Genomic DNA, 19,930 nt, shown 5'->3' with positions numbered 1-19,930 from the left:
ATCAGAACGCCGGCAATACCGCGCCTTTGTACTTCTCGGTAATGAACTGCTTCACTTGCGGGCTGTGCAGTGCAGCCGCCAGTTTCTTCATCGCGTCGCTGTCCTTGTTGTCCGGGCGGGACACGAGGATGTTTACGTATGGCGAGTCGTTGCCTTCGATCACCAGCGCATCCTTGGACGGATCAAGCTTGGCTTCCAGCGCGTAGTTGGTGTTGATCAGCGCCAGATCGACCTGGGTCAGCACGCGCGGAATGGTCGCGGCTTCCAGTTCACGGATCTTCAGGTCTTTCGGATTCTCGGCGATGTCTTTGACGGTCGACAGGATGTTCTTCGAATCCTTGAGCTTGATCACGCCAGCCTTGTCCAGCAGCAACAGCGCACGGCCGCCGTTGGTGGCGTCGTTCGGGATCACCACGTTGGCACCGCCGGGCAGGTCTTTCAGATCCTTGATCTTGCTCGAATAAGCGCCCAGTGGCTCCAGATGCACACCGGTCACGGCTACAAGATCAGTGCCCTTGGCCTTGTTGAATTCATCAAGATACGGCTGGTGCTGGAAGAAGTTCGCGTCCAGACGCTTTTCCGCGACCTGTACGTTCGGCTGAATGTAGTCGGTGAAGACCTTGACCTTCAGATCCACGCCTTCCTTGGCCAGGGCCGGTTTGACGAACTCGAGGATTTCCGCGTGCGGCACCGGGGTGGCGGCAACGGTCAGGGTCTCGGCGTGGGCCGAAAACGCCGCAACAGCGGCGAAAGCAGCGATCAGTTTTTTCATTCAGCTAACTCCTTGTGAGGGCGCCCGCCAGCGAATGGCCCGCGCCTCTTGATTAAAAAACCGCTTATTTGCGCGAGAAATGCACGACCAGGCGGTCGCCAACCATTTGCAGCACTTGCACCAGAATCAACAGCAGCACCACGGTGACGATCATCACGTCGGTCTGGAAACGCTGGTAGCCGAAACGGATCGCCAGGTCGCCCAGACCACCGGCGCCGACCACACCGGCCATCGCCGTGTAGGACACCAGTGTAATCGCTGTCACAGTAATCGCTGCGAAGATGCCCGGACGGGCTTCCGGCAGCAGGGCGTTCATGATGATCTGCCGCGTGGTCGCGCCCATCGACTGGGTCGCTTCGATGATGCCGCGATCGACTTCGCGCAGCGCGGTTTCCACCAGACGCGCGAAGAACGGCGTAGCACCCACCACCAGCGGCGGGATCGCCCCGGCCACACCCAGCGAGGTGCCGGTGATCAGCACGGTGAAAGGAATCATCACGATCAGCAGAATGATGAATGGCAGCGAACGCAAGATGTTCACCACCAGCGACAGCACGGCGTAGAGGCCACGGTTTTCCAGCAACTGGCGCGGGCTGCAGAGAAACAGCAGCACCCCCAGCGGCAGGCCGAGCAGCACGGTGAACAGCAGCGAACCGCCGAGCATCAGCATGGTGTCGCCAGTCGCCAGCCAGATTTCGTACCAGTCGATATTGGCGAAGAAACTCATCAGGTCAGCCATTAGCGCAACACCTCCATGTGAACGTCAGCGGCGGTGAAGCGGGCAAACGCCGCCTCCATGTCGCCACCGGTGACAGCGAGGGTCAGTTGCCCGTACGGAATGTCTTTGATGCGGTCGATGCGACCGGCAAGGATGCTGTAGTCGACGCCGGTTTCCCGGGCGACGGTGCCGAGCAACGGCGCGTAGGTCGCTTCACCCTGGAAGGTCAGACGCACGATGCGCCCGGGCACGTGGGCGAAGTCGTCACGCTGCTCGCTCTCGTCGATCTGCTCGCTTTCCTGGACGAAACGCTTGGTGGTCGGGTGCTGCGGATGCAGGAACACATCGGCCACCGGACCCTGCTCGACGATCACGCCGGCGTCCATCACCGCGACCTGATCGCAGACGCGCCGGATCACGTCCATTTCGTGGGTGATCAGGACAATGGTCAGTTTCAGCTCGCGATTGATTTCTGCCAGCAGTTGCAGGACCGATGCGGTGGTCTGCGGGTCGAGGGCGCTGGTGGCCTCGTCGCACAGCAGAATCTTCGGCTTGGTCGCCAGCGCACGGGCGATGCCGACGCGCTGCTTCTGACCGCCGGACAGTTGCGCCGGGTACTTTTTCGCGTGGTCGGACAAACCGACCCGCGCCAGCAGCTCGGCCACGCGTTGATTGATTTCACTGCTCGACAACTCACCGGCCAGGGTCAGCGGCAGGGCCACGTTGTCGGCGACGGTCTTGGAGGCGAGCAGATTGAAGTGCTGGAAGATCATCCCGACCTGCTGGCGGAAACGGCGCAAGCCGTTGGCGTCCAGTGCAGTGACTTCTTCGCCGTCGACGATGATCTTGCCGCCACTGGAATCTTCCAGGCGATTGATCAGACGCAGCAGGGTACTTTTGCCCGCACCGGAATGGCCAATCAGGCCGAACACCTGGCCGTTCTCGATGGCGAGACTGGTCGGGTGCAGCGCGGGAATATCCTTACCGGCAACGCGGTAAGTCTTGTGGACGTTTTGAAACTCGATCACGTAGCGAACCTTGTGGGGCGCGTTGGAAAAGGATCAGCGGTTAGCCGGGCGCGCATTTTAGCCTGTCCGTATAGAGGTTCTTAGCATTTATTTCGCAATTAACCTTCAATTTGGCAATAACGCGATCAAAGGTCAGATAAACGGAACGGCTGAAACGCTCATCAGTCACTACTTAAGCGACTTGAAACCCCTGGGTGCCGTGCCCGGGAATCACTCAAGGGTCTTCGGAAGGCATCCGGGGCCAAACGAGGAGTTTACGTCTGATGAGCATCAAAAAGCCTGCACCTGATAAAAGCGAAATGGCCGGGACCGATACCCCGGATCGCGCCAACACCAACGCCAAGCTCGACAGCCTGGAAGAATTCCGTTCCGACGCCACCGGTCAGGCACTGCGGACCAATCAGGGCGTGAAGATCGCCGACAACCAGAACACCCTCAAAGCCGGGCCGCGCGGGCCGTCGCTGCTGGAAGATTTCATCATGCGTGAAAAGATCACGCACTTTGACCATGAGCGCATTCCGGAGCGTATCGTCCATGCGCGCGGTACCGGCGCCCACGGTTTCTTTCAGACTTACGAGAACCATGCAGCACTGACCAAGGCCGGTTTCCTGCAGGATCCGGGCAAGAAAACCCCGGTGTTCGTGCGTTTTTCTACGGTGCAGGGGCCACGGGGTTCCGGCGATACCGTGCGTGACGTGCGCGGCTTTGCGGTGAAATTCTTTACCGACGAGGGTAACTTCGACCTGGTCGGCAACAACATGCCGGTGTTCTTCATTCAGGACGCGATCAAGTTCCCGGACTTCGTCCACGCGGTGAAACCCGAGCCGCACAACGAAATCCCGACCGGCGGCTCGGCTCACGACACGTTCTGGGACTTCGTCTCGCTGGTGCCGGAATCGGCGCACATGGTGATCTGGGCGATGTCCGACCGGGCCATCCCGAAAAGCCTGCGCAGCATGCAGGGCTTTGGCGTACACACCTTCCGCCTGATCAACGCCGAGGGCAAATCACGTTTCGTCAAATTCCACTGGCGCCCTACCGCCGGCACTTGCTCGCTGGTGTGGGACGAGGCGCAGAAGCTCGCCGGTAAGGACACCGACTACCACCGCCGCGACCTGTGGGAAGCGATCGAGATGGGCGATTACCCGGAATGGGAACTGGGCGTGCAGATCGTCGAAGAAGAGAACGAACACGATTTCGACTTCGACATCCTCGATCCGACCAAGATCATTCCAGAAGAAATCGTCCCGATTACGCCGCTGGGCAAAATGACCCTGAACCGCAACCCGGACAACTTCTTCGCCGAAACCGAGCAGGTCGCCTTCTGCCCTGGCCACATCGTGCCGGGTATCGACTTCTCCAATGACCCGTTGCTGCAAGGTCGGCTGTTTTCCTATACCGACACGCAGATCAGCCGACTCGGCGGGCCGAACTTCCATGAGCTGCCGATCAATCGTCCGGTGGCGCCGTTCCACAACGGCCAGCGCGATGCGCAACACCGCACCACCATCGACAAGGGGCGTGCCTCGTACGAGCCGAACTCGATCGACGGCGGTTGGCCAAAAGAAACCCCGCCAGCGGCACAGGACGGTGGTTTCGAGAGCTACCCGGAGCGCATCGACGCAGCGAAGATCCGTCAGCGTAGCGAGTCGTTCAGCGATCACTTCTCCCAGGCCCGCCTGTTCTTCAACAGCATGAGCGACCACGAGAAAGAGCACATCATCGCTGCCTACAGCTTCGAGCTGGGCAAGGTCGAACGTGAGTTCATCCGTGCCCGTGAAGTGAACGAGATCCTCGCCAATATCGACCTGACCCTGGCCAAACGTGTGGCTGAAAACCTTGGTTTGCCGGCACCCGCCAAAGGCACGGTCGAAGTGCGCAAGACCTCGCTGGAGCAATCGCCAGCGCTGAGCCAGGCCAACCTGCTGCCAGGCAACATCAAGACGCGCAAAGTGGCGATTCTCGCGGCCAACGGCGTTGATGCTGCAGCCATCGATGCGATGAAGAAAGCACTTGAAGCCGAAGGCGCCCACGCGAAACTGCTCGGCCCGACCTCGGCGCCAGTGAAGACCGCTGACGGCAAGGCATTGCCGGTGGATGCGTCGATGGAAGGCATGCCTTCAATTGCGTTCGATGCGGTGTTCGTACCGGGTGGCGCGGCGTCGATTACCGCGTTGAGCGGTGACGGCGTGGCGTTGCACTACCTGCTCGAAGCTTACAAGCACCTGAAGGCGATCGCGCTGCACGGCGAGGCCAAGCAGTTGCAGGACCTGTTGAAGCTCGACGCGGATGCGGGGTTGTTGCAGGGCGCGGATGTAGGGGCGCTGACCAAACCGTTCTTCGCCGCGATCGGCGAGCACCGGGTCTGGGCGCGGGAGCCTAAGGCCAAGGCTATTCCGGCTTAAGATCTTTATTGGCTGAGAGGACGCTTTCGCGAGCAGGCTCGCTCCCACAGGTACGCTGTTGCACCTGTGGGAGCGAGCCTGCTCGCGAAGCTTTTTATGGCTTGCGCGGACTTAAAACCATCTGCGCCGGAACCGTGCGCAAGATCTGCTTCTCGATCTGCAAATCAAAATCAGGATCGAGCTTCTTTACTCGCTTGCTCAGCAACGTCGCCAGCCAAGGATAATCCGCGGTGCGCGGCGCCTGAATGCTGACAGCGCATTCGTAATTCACCACATCGGCGGCGATAGCATCGAGTTGCCGTTGCAGCTTGTGAATATCGCCGATGTTCAACGCAACAGTGGTGCTCTCGGCGGTCGGGTCGATGACCTTGGCTTTCGGCCTGGCTTCGGCAGCCAGCAGCGCGGCCTCGGCCTTTTCCAGCTCGGCCTTGCGCGCTTCGGTGATCGCGCCGTTGACGCCGCCGGTCAGCGCTGGCGCCTTGGGCATCAGAGCACGGGCGCGGCTGAGCGCGGTGGCGGCAGCGTTGACATCGCCCTTTTGCAGAACGATCTGGCTGCGGCGCAGGTACGCCTCGGCCAGCTGCCGCTGGTACTGCTCAAGGGACTGATCGTTGGGGGTCGCGGCCTGCAAAGCGGCCAACTGGTCTTCGGCGGTGGCCAGTTCGCTGCTGGCCAGGCTTTGCTCCAGCTGTGCGATGGCCGTAGCCCGCGCATCGGGGACTTCAGCCACCGGCGGCGTGCTTTGGCAGGCGCCCAGCAGCACTGAAAATGCGACAAGGAGCAGATAACGGGAGGCGAACGGCTTCATTCCTGCGACTCTCTAATTGCGCAAAAAGCGGCCAAGTCTACACCCCACGACGGGGCAGAACAAAACTCAACAGAAACAGCGCGGCTGCCGTCACAACGATAGACGGCCCCGCCGGAGTGTCCTTGAACCACGACAACGCCAGCCCGCCGCACACCGCGAGCATGCCCAGCAGGCTCGCGCCCAAGGCCATCTGCTCCGGCGAACGGGCGTGACGCTGTGCCGCAGCCGCCGGGATGATCAGTAGCGATGTAATCAGCAACACCCCGACGATTTTCATCGCCACGGCGATCACCACCGCGATCAACAGCATCAGCGCCAAGCGCAAACCCGCAACCGGCAGGCCTTCGACCCGCGCCAATTCTTCGTGCACGGTGACCGCCAGCAGCGGCCGCCACAGCGTCACCAGCAACACCAGCACCGCCGCGGTGCCACCGAGAATCCACGCAAGATCGCTCGGACTGATTGCCAGCAAGTCGCCGAACAGATAGGCCATCAGGTCGATCCGCACTTCATGCATGAAGCTTAGTACCACCAGGCCGAGAGAGAGGGTGCTCGGTGCAAGAATTCCCAACAGCGTGTCGGATGCCAGTGGCTGACGCTGTTGCAGCGTCACCAAGAGCACCGCCAGCAGCAGGCAACCGACCGTCACCGCCACCGTCGGGCTGACGTCCAGCAAAAAGCCCAGTGCCACGCCGAGCAATGCGGCGTGGGACAGGGTATCGCCGAAATAGGCCATGCGCCGCCACACCACAAACGAGCCGAGCGGTCCGGCCACCAGTGCCAGGGCCAGACCTGCAAGCAGGGCATACAAGAGAAAATCAGCCATGCTTGCAGCCGTCTCCATGAACATGAGGTTGCCCGCCGAGCGGGCCTTTGACCACCGAACCGTGCAGGTCGTGGGCGTGGTCGTGATGGTGGTGATAGATCGCCAGACTCGGCGCGTTCTTGCCGAACAACTCGACAAATGCCGGATCGCCGCTGACCTGCTCGGGGTGCCCGGAGCAGCAGACGTGACGATTGAGGCAGACCACCTGATCGGTAGTGCTCATCACCAGATGCAAATCGTGGGACACCATCAGCACGCCGCAACCGTGGCGGTCACGCAGACGGGTGATCAGGCTGTACAGCTCGGCCTGCCCGGCCACGTCGACGCCCTGCACCGGTTCATCCAGCACCAACAGTTCCGGCTCACGCAGCAGTGCCCGAGCCAGCAGCACACGCTGCATTTCGCCGCCGGAAACGCTCTGCACCGGGCTGTCGATCACGTGTTCGGCGCCAACTTCCTTCAACGCGGCCAAGGCACGCGAACGATCGACGCCAGGCACCAGGCGCAGGAAGCGCAGCACTGACAGCGGCAGCGTCGGGTCAACATGCAGTTTCTGCGGCATGTAACCGACGCGCAATTTCGGCTTGCGCCAGACGCTGCCACTGTTCGGCTTCAACAGCCCGAGCACGGCGCGTACCAGCGTGGTCTTGCCGGCGCCATTGGGGCCGATCAGGGTGACGATCTGCCCCGGCTCGACGCTCAGCTCGATGTTGTCCAGCACGGTCTGCCCGGCAAACGTGACGGCGACCTGCTCCAGACGGATCAGCGCGTTGCTCATCAGGCCCCCGGCAACCGGCGCACAGACCAACCACTTCGACCGTCTGCGCTTCGACGATGAAACCGACATCTTTGGCGCTGCTGATGATCGCGTCGCTGATCACTTTTTGCTCAAGTTCGATGGCGGCGTGGCACTCGCGGCAGATCAGGAACTGGCCTTGGTGCGCGTGTTCAGGATGCACGCAGCCAACGAAGGCGTTGAGCGACGAGATGCGATGGACCAGGCCGTTTTCGAGCAGGAAATCCAGTGCGCGGTACACCGTAGGCGGCGCGGCGCGGCGGCCGTCCTGCTCGCTGAGCACCGCAAGGATGTCGTAGGCACCCAGCGGCTTGTGGCTTTGCCAGACCAGTTCCAGCACGCGGCGGCGCAGGGCAGTCAGACGCAAACCTTTCTGCGCGCACAAGGTATCGGCCTCGGACAGAGCGCTGTGCACGCAATGGGAGTGGTCGTGGGGACGGCTGGCAATCGGTGTAATAGGCATGAGCGGCGACGAGATTTGCTGGAGACGTTATTATGTTACCCGTTCTCGCTTCCTTGAGTGGTCATCGTGTCCCGACTTTTTTCTGTTTTTGTGGCTTTTGTTGCCAGTTTTCTGCTGATCGGTACGGCCCAGGCCGAGGTCAAAGTGCTCACCAGTATCAAACCGTTGCAGCTGATTGCCGCTGCCGTGCAGGACGGCGTGGCGATTCCCGAGGTGCTGCTGCCGCCGGGTGCCTCCCCACACAATTACGCCCTGCGCCCATCCGACGTACGGAAGGTGCAGTCGGTCGATCTGCTCTACTGGATCGGCCCGGACATGGAAGGTTTCCTGCCGCGCGTACTCGGCGGTCGCAGCCTGCCGAGCGTCGCCGTGCAGGATCTGCCGGGACTCAAGCTGCGGCATTTTGGCGCGGACAACCATTCCCATGCCGAAGAAGCCGACGAGCATGATCACGATCATCGCCCCGGCTCGCTGGATGCACACCTGTGGTTGTCACCGGCCAATGCGCGGGTAATCGCTGACAAAATGGCCGCCGACCTCAGCGCCGCCGACCCGGCCAATGCCCAGCGTTATCAGAGCAATGCCAAAGCCTTCGATGAACGTCTGGATGCGCTGGATCAGCGCTTGAAGACGCGTATGGCCAATGTCGAAGGCAAGCCGTACTTCGTCTTTCACGAGGCCTTTGATTATTTCGAAGACGCTTACGGCCTGAAGCATGCGGGCGTGTTCGCGGTGGCCGCTGAAGTACAGCCCGGCGCCCAGCATGTCGCGGCGATGCGCAAGCGCTTGCAGGAAGTGGGCAAGACCTGTGTGTTCAGCGAGCCACCGTTGCGTCCACGTCTGGCGGAAACGCTGGTGGCCGGTTTGCCAGTGAAACTGGCCGAGCTGGATGCGCTGGGTGGTTATACGCCGGCGACCGCTCAGGGATATGAGCAGGTGCTGGAAAAACTCGGCAATGATCTGGCCGGATGCCTGGAATCGCTGTAACAACACAAACCCTGTGGGAGCGAGCCTGCTCGCGAAAGCGGTTGGTCAGTCAGCAAAAATGCTGAACGGGCCGCCGCCTTCGCGAGCAGGCTCGCTCCCACAGGTTCGTGTTTGCTTGGCGAATCTACTCAGAGGGCGAAGGGCAACGGTGTATTGACCTTCTGCCGCTGCGCCAGGCGCTGCTCGAATTCCTGCGGATCGTGAATCAACACGTCCTGCCCGGCGAACTGCTCGGCGGCGATCAGGCGTGACAGCCAGAACCGCACACAAGCCACACGCAACATCGTTGGCCAGAGCTCAGCCTCCGCCGCCGTGAACGGGCGCAGCGCCGCGTAGGCACCGAGGAATGCCCGGGCGCGCGGGCCATCGATCACGCCCTCCTCGTCCGAACACCAGTCATTCAACGCGATCGCCACGTCGTACAGCATCGGCCCCGAGCAGGCGTTGTAGAAGTCGATCAACCCGGTCAGATGGGTGCCTTCGAACATGGCGTTGTCGCGGAACAGATCGGCGTGAATATTGGCGCGAGGTAGCGCAAGAATCTTCTCTTTGCGCTCGGTAATCTCATCCAGCGCCTTTTGCAGCAAGGCACGCGGCTCATCGCTCAGGTGCGAGAGAAATTCAGTGCCCTCCTCCAGCATCCAGTCCAGACCGCGATCGGTCTTGCGCTTGATCATGCGTTCGCCTTGAGTCGCCAGGTGCAGATGCGCCTGCAACTCGCCGACCTGCGCGCAATGCTGGGCGTTGGCGACCTTGATGTGCTTGCCCGACAGACGCGGTTGCAGCAGCGCCGGTTTGCCTTTGAGCTCACGCAGGGCCAAGCCGTCGGTGGTGCGCAGGGCGTAAGGCACGGGCAGTTCGGCTTCGTGCAGCACGTCGAGCAGGTCGATGAAGAACGGCATCTCCTGCACCGGGCCGCGTTCGACCAGGGTCAGGACAAACTCGCCCTGCTCCAGACTGATGAAGAAATTGGTATTTTCGCTGCCGGCGGCGATCCCCTGGAAATCGAGCAGGCGGCCGAGCCCGTAAGGGGCGAGAAAGTTTTCCAGCTCGGGCCGAGCCAGGGGAGTGAACACAGACATGTCTTGACTGCCAGTACGGGCGCCGCAACGGCGGCGCCACAAGTGAATTAAAAATCTACTACCACTCGAATATCTTCCATTCAGGGATCAGCATATCCGGCTGGTCCGAGCGGATGAAGTTGGCATCCGTTCCGTCGGCGCGCACCAGAAAGTACGGCGGCGCGCCCTTCGGCGTGACCTTGATCGCATACAGGAAACCGTTCTGACGGTACTCCTGAATAGTCTTGTCGCCCTCCGTGCGGATGGTGACCTCGGGGTCGCCGCCCGGCGCATCATCCGCCGCAATCGCGGCCAGTGGTGAGACAGCGATCAACCCGACCAGCAGCAAGCGATTTAACGTACGCATGATAACCTTGTCCCTTTGTCGTCAACGGTCCCGCTATTCTAGCGCCGGACCCGCCGAAAAGGTTGATCCTGCTCATGAGCCAAGCCCCCCTCGTCCTGGTGGACGGTTCGTCTTACCTGTACCGCGCCTTTCATGCACTGCCGCCACTGACCACGTCCAAAGGCCTGCCGACCGGTGCGGTCAAAGGCGTGCTGAACATGCTCAAGAGTCTGCGCAAGCAGTACCCGGACAGCCCCTTCGCCGTGGTGTTCGACGCCAAGGGTGGAACATTTCGTGATGAGATGTACGCCGAATACAAGGCCAACCGGCCGAGCATGCCCGATGACATGCGCGTGCAGATCGAGCCGCTGCACCAGAGCGTGATCGCCCTCGGCTTCCCGCTGCTGTGCGTCGACGGCGTCGAGGCCGACGACGTGATCGGCACCCTCGCCCGCAGCAGTGCGGCGGCGGATCGCCCGGTGATCATCTCCACCGGTGACAAGGACATGGCGCAACTGGTCGACGGCCACATTACCTTGGTCAACACCATGTCCGGTAGCTCGATGGATGTGGAAGGCGTGAAGGAGAAATTCGGCGTCGCACCGGAGCAGATCATCGATTATCTGGCACTGATGGGCGATTCCTCCGACAACATTCCGGGCGTTCCGGGGATCGGCCCGAAGACGGCGTCCGGCCTGCTGGTCGGCGTCAACGGCGGTCTGACCGAGCTGTACGCCAACCTCGACATCGTGCCGACCCTGCCGATCCGTGGCGCAAAAACCCTGCCGGCCAAGCTCGAAGAGCACAAGGAAATGGCTTTCCTGTCCTATCAACTGGCGACTATCAAGGTCGACGTGCAGCTGGATATCGGCCTCGATGATCTGCAGATGGGCCAGGAAGATCCGGCCAAACTCTACGAGCTGTACACCCTGCTGGAATTCAAGAGCTGGCTCAATGATCTGGATCGCGATGCCAAGCGTCTGGAACTGAGTGCGGCGGCCGAACCTGCGCCCGCCCATGATCTGTTCAGCGCCCCGCAAGCCGAGGCACCTGTTGCCCCTGCCGAGGCCGCGTACGAAACCATCCTCGATCAGGCTCGCTTCGACGTCTGGCTGGAAAAACTGCGCAACGCCAAACTGATCGCCTTCGACACGGAAACCACCGGCATCGACGCGCAGCGAGCGCAACTGGTCGGTCTGTCGTTCGCCGTACAGGCCAACGAAGCTGCGTACATCCCGCTGACCCACTCCTACATCGGCGTGCCTGAGCAGCTGGATCGCGACACCGTGCTGCGCGCACTCAAGCCGATTCTGGAAGACCCGAGCAAACTCAAGGTTGGCCAGCACGCCAAGTTCGACATGAACATTCTGGCCAACTGCGCCATTGGCGGCGATCAGAGTGAAGGCATCAGCGTGCGCGGCATCGCCTTCGACACCATGCTCGAGTCCTACGTACTCAATTCCACCGCGACCCGTCACGACATGGACAGCCTCGCGCAGAAGTACCTTGACCACACCACGGTGAGCTTCCAGGACATCGCCGGCAAAGGTGCCAAGCAACTGACCTTCGACCAGATCGCTCTGGAACAGGCCGGGCCGTATGCCGCCGAAGACGCCGACATCACTCTGCGCCTGCACCAGATCCTGTTCGACAAGCTCAGCGCGATTCCGAGCCTGGCCAGCGTCTTGACCGACATCGAAATCCCACTGGTACCGGTACTGGCGCGCATCGAACGCCAGGGCGCGTTCGTCGATGCCGAACTGCTCGGCATTCAGAGCATTGAGCTGGGCAACAAAATGGTCGCGCTGGAGCGTGAAGCCTTCGAAATCGCCGGGGAAGAATTCAACCTCGGCTCGCCGAAGCAACTGGGCGTGATTCTCTATGAAAAGCTTGGTCTGCCGGTGCTGAAGAAAACCGCCAAAGGCCAGCCGTCCACCGCTGAGGAAGTGCTGGCGAAACTCGCCGAAGACGATCACCGCTTGCCGAAGGTGCTGATGGAGCACCGTTCGATGAGCAAGCTGAAAAGCACCTACACCGATCGCCTGCCCGAACAGATCAACCCGCGCACCGGGCGCATCCACACCTCGTATCATCAGGCCGTCGCTTCGACCGGGCGCCTGTCTTCCAGTGATCCGAACCTGCAGAACATCCCGGTACGCACTGCCGAAGGCCGGCGCATTCGTCAGGCGTTCGTCGCGCCGAAGGGCTACAAACTACTGGCGGCGGACTACTCGCAGATCGAACTGCGGATCATGGCCCACCTGTCCCGCGACGAAGGCCTGATGAACGCCTTTCGCAACAATCTCGACGTGCACACTGCAACCGCTGCCGAAGTATTCAAGGTCGAGCTTGATCAAGTGACCTCGGACCAGCGCCGCAGCGCCAAGGCGATCAACTTCGGTCTGATCTACGGCATGGGCGCGCAGAAGCTCGGCAAGGACATCGGCGTCGACACCAAGACCGCCAAGGCCTACATCGACACCTACTTCGCCCGTTATCCAGGCGTGCGCGAATACATGGAGCGTACCCGCGCGCAAGCGGCGGAACAGGGTTACGTCGAAACTTTCTTCGGTCGTCGCCTGTACTTGCCGGAGATCAACTCGAACAAGCCGCAGGAACGCGCCGCTGCAGAACGCACAGCGATCAACGCGCCGATGCAGGGCACCGCAGCGGACATCATCAAGAAAGCCATGGTGGCAGTGGATAACTGGCTGGCCACGTCGGGGCTGGATGCCCGGGTCATCCTGCAAGTGCACGACGAACTGGTGCTGGAGGTTCGCGAGGATCTGGTCGAGCAGGTCAGCGCCGAAATTCGTACGCACATGAGCGAAGCGGCGAAACTGGATGTGCCGCTGCTGGTGGAAGTTGGCGTGGGCAACAACTGGGATGAGGCGCACTGAGTTTGTAGAGGTGCCGCGACGCGACGTCGCGGCAAGCCCCGTAAACCGGCTTAGAACGATAAATGCTTGAGGCTATTCCAAAGCTTTTTGAAAAAAATCTGAACTAATCTGTCGACCGAACACTCAGAGGTACTGAATGGCTGGTGAAGCCCTTCGATGCTCCTATGTTGTGTTAAGTGTTGGCAGATATCTGAACCCCGCCCTAGCGGTTCGGAACTTAAACCCCGGAACTTCTCCCTCCCCAATGAAGTCCGGGGCTTTTTTTTGCCCCAAAACTGGCTGTGATGCCGTCATGCTGCGTTAAAAGCACCGCTAAAAATGCTCATTTAGGTACCCTAAACTCCGCTTTTTAGCGGTGCTTTCGCCTTGCCTGACAGCACCACAGTCAGTTTTGAAATTGTCTTACTCGGCTGCCGCCTCGGTGTTTTTGTCTGCCAGTTCCATCCAGTCGGCCAATACGGTGTAGGCCTCTTCCAGGCCCATGCGTTTTGGTGCGGAGAACAGTTGGATGGTGATCGAGTCGCCCCAGCCTTTGCGGATTTCCGACTGTACTTTCAGCAGGGTGTTCTTGGCTGCGCCGTAGGTGAGTTTGTCGGCTTTGGTCAGCAGGATGTGCATCGGCATGCCAGCGGCGACGGCCCAGTCGAGCATCAGCAGGTCGAAGTCGGTCATCGGATGGCGGATGTCCATCATCAGAATCAGACCTTTCAGACTCTCCCGACCACCGAGGTAAGCCTCAAGGTGGCGCTGCCAGTGTTGCTTGAGCGGGATCGGTACTTTTGCATAACCGTAGCCCGGCAGGTCGACCAGACGGCGATCATCGTCTAGCTTGAAGAAGTTCAACAGCTGTGTGCGACCCGGAGTTTTCGAGGTGCGCGCCAGGCTGGCGTGAGTCAGGGTGTTCAGCGCGCTGGATTTGCCGGCGTTGGAACGACCGGCAAACGCCACTTCGAAGCCTTCGTCGTCAGGGCATTGATCGACTTTGGCGGCACTGAGCATGAATGTGGACTGTTGGCACAGGCCGAGGATGGGATTCTTGAGTTGCATGGGATTTCCGATGTGGGCGGCGCCGGGATTGGGCGCGGAACGCGGTGTCGCTTCCGTTTCAGTGACGCCAGTATATAATGCCGCAGATTTTGTGTGTGCTTTGTCCCAGCGAAGGATGAAGCTCACGAGAGCGACAGACTTTGATTGCGCATTAGAACGCAGAACGCTCTCAACCCTGAAAAGGTCGTTTTATGACGAAATGGCTGCTGGCTGCCGGAGTCTTGATGCCGCTTTACAGCGCACAGGCTACACAGGATCCGGAAGCCGTGTACAACCGTGTTTGTGGTGCCTGTCATTCCGGCCAACTACCCATGGCGCCCGCAAGAGGCGATCAGGAAGCTTGGACGCCGAGGTTGGCGAAAGGTATGGGGACGCTGGTGCAACACGTGACCCAGGGTTTCAAGGCGATGCCGCCGCGTGGTTTGTGCATGGACTGCAGTGCCGAGGATTACCAGGCCATCATCCTGTGGATGAGCGAGAGTAAGCCCGGTCCATAACTTAACCCTTAGCCGTAGTTGGATTAGCTGATGAACAAATTGATCGTGAGTCTGCTGTTGACCGTGGGAATTTCAGGTATCGCCCATGCTGCCGGCGATGCCGCAGCAGGCCAGGCCAAAGCTGCCGTTTGCGGGGCCTGCCATGGCCCGGACGGCAACAGCATGGCGCCAAACTTTCCGAAACTGGCAGGTCAGGGTGAACGCTACCTCGACAAGCAATTGCACGACATCAAGTCGGGCAAGCGCGTGGTGCTGGAAATGACCGGGCTACTGACCAACCTGAATGATCAGGATCTGGCCGACATCGCTGCGTACTTCGCCAGCCAGAAAGGCAGCGTCGGCGCCGCCGATCCGAAGATCGTCGCTCGCGGTGAAGCGCTGTTCCGTGGCGGCAACCTGGAAAAAGGCCTGCCAGCCTGCACCGGTTGCCATTCGCCGAACGGTGCCGGCAATGCCGCCGCAGGCTTCCCGCACCTGGGTGGCCAGCACGCTCAATACATCGCCAAGCAACTGACCGATTTCCGCAAGGAAGACGGCGGTCGCGCCAACGACGGCGACGCGATGACCATGCGCACCATCGCGCGCAAGCTGAGCGACGAAGACATCGCTGCGGTTTCCAGCTACATCCAGGGCCTGCACTGAGGCCCTGAATCGAGGGCTGAACGAGGCGCGCAGCGCCGGCCACGTTAACGCTCGATTAATCCTTCGCAGCAAGTATAAAAAGGGTGGCTTTGGCCGCCCTTTTTTGTGGCCGCTGCCGTTACACTACAGCACTCATGCCCGCCAGGATCTGTGTCGCAACAGGTCGAGCGAGGCGACCCAAATTGTTCAGGAGTAAAGCATGCGTAATCTGATCATCAGCGCCGCCCTCGTCGCTGCCAGCCTGTTCGGCGTCACCGCCCAGGCCGCTGAAGCCCCTGCCGCCCCTTATGTCGAACTGGCCAATCCGGTGCCGGTTGCAAAGCCTGGCAAGATCGAAGTGGTCGAGCTGTTCTGGTACGGCTGCCCGCATTGCTACGCTTTTGAGCCAGTGATCAATCCATGGGTTGAAAAACTGCCGTCCGACGTCAACTTCGTGCGCATTCCCGCCATGTTCGGCGGCCCATGGGACGCTCACGGCCAGATGTTCCTGACTCTGGAAGCCATGGGTGTCGAGCACCAGGTACACAACGCCGTGTTCAACGCGATCCAGAAAGAACACAAGAAGCTCACCGACAAGAACGACATGGCTGACTTCCTCGCCACTCAAGGCGTGGACAAGGACAAGTTCCTCGCTACGTTCGACTCGTTCGCTATCAAAGGCCAGATCGTCAAGGCCCGCGAGCTGGCGAAGAAGTACGAAATCACTGGCGTGCCAACCATGATCGTCAATGGTAAATACCGCTTCGACATCGGCTCTGCCGGCGGTGCCGAGCAAGCATTGAAGCTGGCTGACGATCTGGTCGCCAAAGAGCGAGCGGCGAACAAGGCTGCTGCCAACTAAGCGCGGCATTCGCCATGCGCCGCTGGAAGTCCGAACGCATCGTTGGCCTGCATGATCCGCAGGTCAACGAGCATCACCTGGCGTCTACGGGCCTGCCCGCAGACCAGCGTCTGCGCTTACTCAGTTTCAACATTCAGGTCGGCATCAGCACCGAGCGCTATCGGCATTACCTGACCCGCAGCTGGCAGCATCTGCTGCCGCACACCGGGCGTTCCGGCAATCTGCAGAAGATCGGTGACCTGCTCGGCGACTTCGATCTGGTCGCGCTGCAGGAAGCCGATGGCGGCAGCCTGCGTTCGGGCTACGTCAATCAGGTCGAACATCTGGCCCATCTCGGCGCCTTTCCCTACTGGTATCAACAACTCAATCGCAACCTCGGTCGACTGGCCCAGCACAGCAATGGCGTGCTCAGTCGCCTGAAGCCGTGGGCGATCGAGGATCACCCGCTGCCCGGTCCGAAAGGTCGCGGCGCGATCCTGCTGCGCTTCGGCGAAGGTCCGGAAGCGCTGGTGGTGGTGATGATGCACCTGGCCCTCGGCGCGCGGACCCGCAGCCTGCAACTGGCCTACATTCGTGATTTGATCAGCGGTTACAAGCATCAGGTGCTGATGGGCGACATGAATACCCATGCCAGCGACCTGCTCGAACACTCGCCATTACGCGATCTCGGCCTGCTGGCCCCGCAGGTGGAAGCGACCTTCCCCAGCTGGCGCCCACAGCGTTGCCTTGATCATATTCTGCTCAGCCCGACCCTGACCCTGGAAAAGGTCGAGGTACTGGCCCAGCCCATTTCCGATCACCTGCCGGTCGCGGTGGAAATTCGTCTGCCGGGTTCGCTCACGGCCGACGCATTGCCCGCGTTGAGCCCTGCCCCTCGCGGAACCTGTGAATGAGCGACGACGCCCAGCGCTGGAAAGAGAAGTACCTCAAGAGCATCGAACAGCAGGACAAGCTCGAACGCCGCTGGGCCGCGCGACTGGACCTGCTGCGGCGCGGTCTGGTGCGCAGCACGCTGGCGGCCGAGGGCACCGACAAGGTCGTCGATCAGTGCATGAAAGAAATGCGCGAAGTCGTGCGCACCGATGACATGGACGCCGGCCTCGCGGCCCTGCTGCCGCGTCTGGAAAAAGCCGTGCTCGACTCCGAGCAGCGCCGTGAGACCCGCATTGATCAGGTCAGCACCGCGCTGACCGCGCTGGTCACCCAGTTGCAGGCTTTGCCGCTGCCGCGCGAAGTCGCGCAACCGCTGAAGAAATTTGTCAAACAACTGGACAGCCGCGTCGGTCAGGCGCGGGAAATGCCGCTGCTGCTGAGCGAACTCAGTGGCTTGCAGGGCAAGGCCTTGAGTCAGTTGGAGACGCCTGCCGAGCCGGGTCGGCCGGGGTTGTTGCAGCGTTTGTTTGGTACTCGCGACAGTGAAGAAGCCGTTGCACCGGCGGCCGACATACCAGCAACACCAGTGCCGCAGCCGGTCGAAGCTCAGCAGCCTGAACCGGAGCCTGCGCAATCGGCACCGGTGGCCAACGCGGAGTCAGCGATCGCAGCGCCCGGGACCATCATCGAGACGCCTGCCCAGACACCGCCTGATGAGCCGCAGGTCGTTGCGTTCGCTACGCCTGTGGTCGCCGTTGAAGCCGAGCCAACGCAGGTTGAGCCAGCCGCTGACACCGAGATAACCGTCGCTGCGCAAGCAACCGAGGCGTTCAACCCCGATGAATTGATCCACCCCGGCGATCCCTCGCCGCTGCTCCTCGACAGCCTGCCCTTGCCCGAGCCAATCGCTCAAGCCTTGGCCGCTATCGACCCGGAGCAGTCGGAACACGACATCCTCTTCGCGCTGCCGGATTCCCCGGAGCCGTCCTACAGCTCCGTAGCCAGACATATCGAAGACACGCTGATCGGCCTGCTCGACGACCTGACCCTGCCCGAGCGTCACCGGCCGCAAGCCGAAGCCATGCGCGAACGGCTCAAACACGGGTTGAACTGGTACGAACTGCTGCCGATCCTCGACGATCTTGCAACTTTGATGCTGGCGATTACCGATAGCGGTCAGCACGAATTCGAAGCCTATCTGCAACAGCTCAACGAACGCCTTGAAGCGTTTCAGAGCAACCTGCAAGCGGCCAGCGAAGGGCATGCCGACAACAGCTCGGCGGCGCGGGCCATGGACACGCAGATTCGCGAGCAGGTCGACGGCTTGCAGAGCAGCGTCCAGCAAGCAGCCGACCTCGATGACCTCAAGCATGTGCTGGAGAATCATCTGGAAGGCCTGCTGGGAACGATGGACCAGCACCAGAAGCAGCGCGACGCACGCGAACAGGAAGTCGCCGCCAGATTGAAGAGCCTGTCGGAGCGCGTGGCGCATATGGAACAGGAAGCCATGGGCTTCCGTGAACACCTTGAAGAGCAGCGGCAGAAAGCCCTGATCGATCCGTTGACCGGCCTGCCTAACCGCGCGGCGTGGAGTGAACGCCTGGAGCATGAAATCCAGCAATGGCAGCAGCACGGCAACACCCTTAGCCTGGCCATGCTCGACCTCGATCACTTCAAGCGCATCAACGACAGCTACGGCCACCTGGCCGGCGACAAAGTGCTGAAGATCATCGCCACGGTATTGCGCAAACGCCTGCGCGGCTCGGATTTCATCGCCCGTTTCGGCGGTGAAGAGTTCGTGCTGTTGCTGCCGGCGACGCCGCCAGCGGTTGGCGCAAAACTGCTGGAAACCCTGCGCGCGGCGATCGAAGCCTGCCCGTTTCATTTCAAGGGCGAGCGAGTGACCATTACGATTTCCATGGGACTGGCATCGTTCAGGGTCGGAGAACACAGCGATCTAGTGTTGAAAAGAGCCGATCAGGCGCTGTATCGGGCAAAAAACGCCGGACGCAACCGAGTGGAGCTCGGCTAAGGCAATTGTTCCATTTTGTTTAATTCCGCCCGCTGGCGAACGCTGGCCAAACCGGTACGTTACACTGTTGCATTACTGTCTTCTGCGTATTGTCCTCTGCCATGAAATTCTTTGCCCTTGTTGCCTCGCTGTTCGTCCTCGCTGGTTGCGCCAGCGGCCCGCGTTACGACACCAGCCACCCTTCGGCCAATTACGACAGCCGCATCCAGTTTGTCGTGGTGCATTACACCTCGGCGTCGCTGGAGCGTTCGCTGCAATTGCTGACCCATGGCGACGTCAGCAGCCATTACCTGATCGGCGATGACAACAACGCCACAATCTACAAGCTGATGGACGAAAACCAACGGGCCTGGCACGCCGGCGAGAGTCAATGGCAGGGCCGCACCTGGTTGAACTCCAGCTCCATCGGCATCGAAATCGTCAATCCCGGCTACAAGGACACCCCGACCGGGCGCCTGTGGTATCCGTACAGCGAAGCGCAGATCCAGTCGCTTATTACGCTGCTCAAGGACATCAGCAAACGCAACGGCATCAGCCCGCGGCACATCATCGGTCACAGCGACATCGCGCCGCTGCGCAAGCTTGATCCGGGGCCATTGTTTCCGTGGAAACGTCTCGCTGATGAAGGCTTGGGACTGTGGCCGAACGAGCAAGCGGTAGCGCGTCAGCAAGCCGTGTTCAACAGCAGTCCGCTGCCGGAACCAGGCTGGTTCCAGGCGCAACTTGCGCGCCTGGGTTACGACACGCCGCAGACCGGCGAGCTGGACGTCGCCACGCGCCACGTCCTCGCCGCGTTCCAGATGCATTACCGCCCTGCTCGCTTCGACGGGACGCCGGATGCGCAAACCGCGGCACTTCTTCTGGTCCTCAATCAGACAAAATAATGAC

At 60.9% G+C, this 19,930-nt stretch carries 18 protein-coding genes and 1 pseudogene; 9 read left to right on the top strand and 10 right to left on the bottom strand.

What is annotated here, in order from left to right:
* Position 1 precedes the first annotated feature (1 nt).
* The 3 genes from AB4N73_RS22165 to AB4N73_RS22155 form a co-directional block, all read right to left on the bottom strand.
* Entirely contained in the window at positions 2-772 is a 771-nt protein-coding gene (locus AB4N73_RS22165; protein WP_252879183.1) for a MetQ/NlpA family ABC transporter substrate-binding protein, read from the bottom strand.
* Between the two features lie 64 nt (positions 773-836).
* Positions 837-1,511, bottom strand: coding sequence for a methionine ABC transporter permease (locus tag AB4N73_RS22160; RefSeq protein ID WP_016772337.1), 675 nt, complete (start codon positions 1,509-1,511; stop codon positions 837-839).
* Positions 1,511-2,518, bottom strand: a complete 1,008-nt coding sequence (locus tag AB4N73_RS22155; protein WP_016772338.1) for a methionine ABC transporter ATP-binding protein — start codon at positions 2,516-2,518, stop codon at positions 1,511-1,513. Before AB4N73_RS22155 ends, AB4N73_RS22160 begins: the two co-directional genes overlap by 1 nt.
* Positions 2,519-2,781: 263 nt before the next feature.
* On the opposite strand from AB4N73_RS22155, the gene katE reads away from it, so the two are divergent.
* Positions 2,782-4,923 (top strand): catalase HPII, encoded by a 2,142-nt coding sequence (katE, locus tag AB4N73_RS22150; RefSeq protein WP_024014993.1) that lies wholly within the window; start codon positions 2,782-2,784, stop codon positions 4,921-4,923.
* A gap of 94 nt (positions 4,924-5,017) precedes the next feature.
* Here katE and AB4N73_RS22145 read toward each other — a convergent pair whose 3' ends face one another.
* The 4 genes and pseudogenes from AB4N73_RS22145 to AB4N73_RS22130 form a co-directional block, all read right to left on the bottom strand.
* Complete coding sequence (locus AB4N73_RS22145; protein WP_016772339.1) at positions 5,018-5,731, bottom strand: PA5502 family lipoprotein; 714 nt, start codon at positions 5,729-5,731, stop codon at positions 5,018-5,020.
* Between the two features lie 37 nt (positions 5,732-5,768).
* A complete protein-coding gene (gene znuB / locus AB4N73_RS22140; protein ID WP_016772340.1) occupies positions 5,769-6,557 on the bottom strand; it encodes a zinc ABC transporter permease subunit ZnuB in 789 nt (262 codons plus the stop codon).
* The gene (znuC, locus tag AB4N73_RS22135) at positions 6,550-7,335 is read right to left on the bottom strand and encodes a zinc ABC transporter ATP-binding protein ZnuC (RefSeq protein ID WP_024014991.1); all 786 of its coding nucleotides are present in this window, start codon (positions 7,333-7,335) and stop codon (positions 6,550-6,552) included. Before znuC ends, znuB begins: the two co-directional genes overlap by 8 nt.
* Before the next feature lie 7 nt (positions 7,336-7,342).
* Positions 7,343-7,816: pseudogene (locus tag AB4N73_RS22130) on the bottom strand (Fur family transcriptional regulator); the annotation flags it as partial.
* 66 nt (positions 7,817-7,882) lie between these two features.
* On the opposite strand from AB4N73_RS22130, the gene AB4N73_RS22125 reads away from it, so the two are divergent.
* The gene (locus tag AB4N73_RS22125; protein WP_460142549.1) at positions 7,883-8,803 is read left to right on the top strand and encodes a zinc ABC transporter substrate-binding protein; all 921 of its coding nucleotides are present in this window, start codon (positions 7,883-7,885) and stop codon (positions 8,801-8,803) included.
* Between the two features lie 128 nt (positions 8,804-8,931).
* On the opposite strand, the gene AB4N73_RS22120 is transcribed toward AB4N73_RS22125, so the two are convergent.
* Positions 8,932-9,885, bottom strand: coding sequence for a homoserine kinase (locus tag AB4N73_RS22120; RefSeq protein WP_460142548.1), 954 nt, complete (start codon positions 9,883-9,885; stop codon positions 8,932-8,934).
* Between the two features lie 58 nt (positions 9,886-9,943).
* Entirely contained in the window at positions 9,944-10,231 is a 288-nt protein-coding gene (locus tag AB4N73_RS22115; RefSeq protein WP_095182295.1) for a DUF2782 domain-containing protein, read from the bottom strand.
* A 74-nt stretch (positions 10,232-10,305) separates the two neighbouring features.
* Here AB4N73_RS22115 and polA point away from each other — a divergent pair, with 74 nt between their 5' ends.
* Entirely contained in the window at positions 10,306-13,110 is a 2,805-nt protein-coding gene (polA, locus tag AB4N73_RS22110; RefSeq protein WP_460142547.1) for a DNA polymerase I, read from the top strand.
* Positions 13,111-13,512: 402 nt separating this feature from the next.
* On the opposite strand, the gene yihA is transcribed toward polA, so the two are convergent.
* A complete protein-coding gene (gene yihA, locus AB4N73_RS22105) occupies positions 13,513-14,157 on the bottom strand; it encodes a ribosome biogenesis GTP-binding protein YihA/YsxC (protein WP_056791221.1) in 645 nt (214 codons plus the stop codon).
* Positions 14,158-14,348: 191 nt separating this feature from the next.
* Between yihA and AB4N73_RS22100 the strand changes: the two genes are divergently transcribed.
* The 6 genes from AB4N73_RS22100 to AB4N73_RS22075 all read left to right on the top strand — a co-directional run bounded on the left by AB4N73_RS22100 (position 14,349) and on the right by AB4N73_RS22075 (position 19,926).
* Positions 14,349-14,654 carry a c-type cytochrome gene (locus AB4N73_RS22100; RefSeq protein WP_016772347.1) on the top strand — a complete coding sequence of 102 codons (306 nt, stop codon included), beginning with the start codon at positions 14,349-14,351 and terminating at the stop codon, positions 14,652-14,654.
* Between the two features lie 30 nt (positions 14,655-14,684).
* On the top strand, positions 14,685-15,296 hold the full coding sequence (locus AB4N73_RS22095) for a c-type cytochrome (protein ID WP_056791217.1): 612 nt from the start codon (positions 14,685-14,687) through the stop codon (positions 15,294-15,296).
* A gap of 199 nt (positions 15,297-15,495) precedes the next feature.
* Positions 15,496-16,137, top strand: coding sequence for a thiol:disulfide interchange protein DsbA/DsbL (locus AB4N73_RS22090; protein WP_016772349.1), 642 nt, complete (start codon positions 15,496-15,498; stop codon positions 16,135-16,137).
* A gap of 14 nt (positions 16,138-16,151) precedes the next feature.
* Positions 16,152-17,030, top strand: a complete 879-nt coding sequence (locus tag AB4N73_RS22085) for an endonuclease/exonuclease/phosphatase family protein (protein WP_024014985.1) — start codon at positions 16,152-16,154, stop codon at positions 17,028-17,030.
* Positions 17,027-19,042, top strand: a complete 2,016-nt coding sequence (locus AB4N73_RS22080) for a diguanylate cyclase (protein WP_460142546.1) — start codon at positions 17,027-17,029, stop codon at positions 19,040-19,042. Before AB4N73_RS22085 ends, AB4N73_RS22080 begins: the two co-directional genes overlap by 4 nt.
* A 101-nt stretch (positions 19,043-19,143) precedes the next feature.
* Positions 19,144-19,926, top strand: coding sequence for an N-acetylmuramoyl-L-alanine amidase (locus tag AB4N73_RS22075; RefSeq protein ID WP_353188719.1), 783 nt, complete (start codon positions 19,144-19,146; stop codon positions 19,924-19,926).
* Positions 19,927-19,930: the final 4 nt, after the last annotated feature.

It is taken from the genome of Pseudomonas sp. S3_B08 (genome assembly GCF_054667725.1).
Note: the sequence above shows the minus strand (reverse complement) of the source record. Positions and strands in the feature narration are given on the sequence as shown.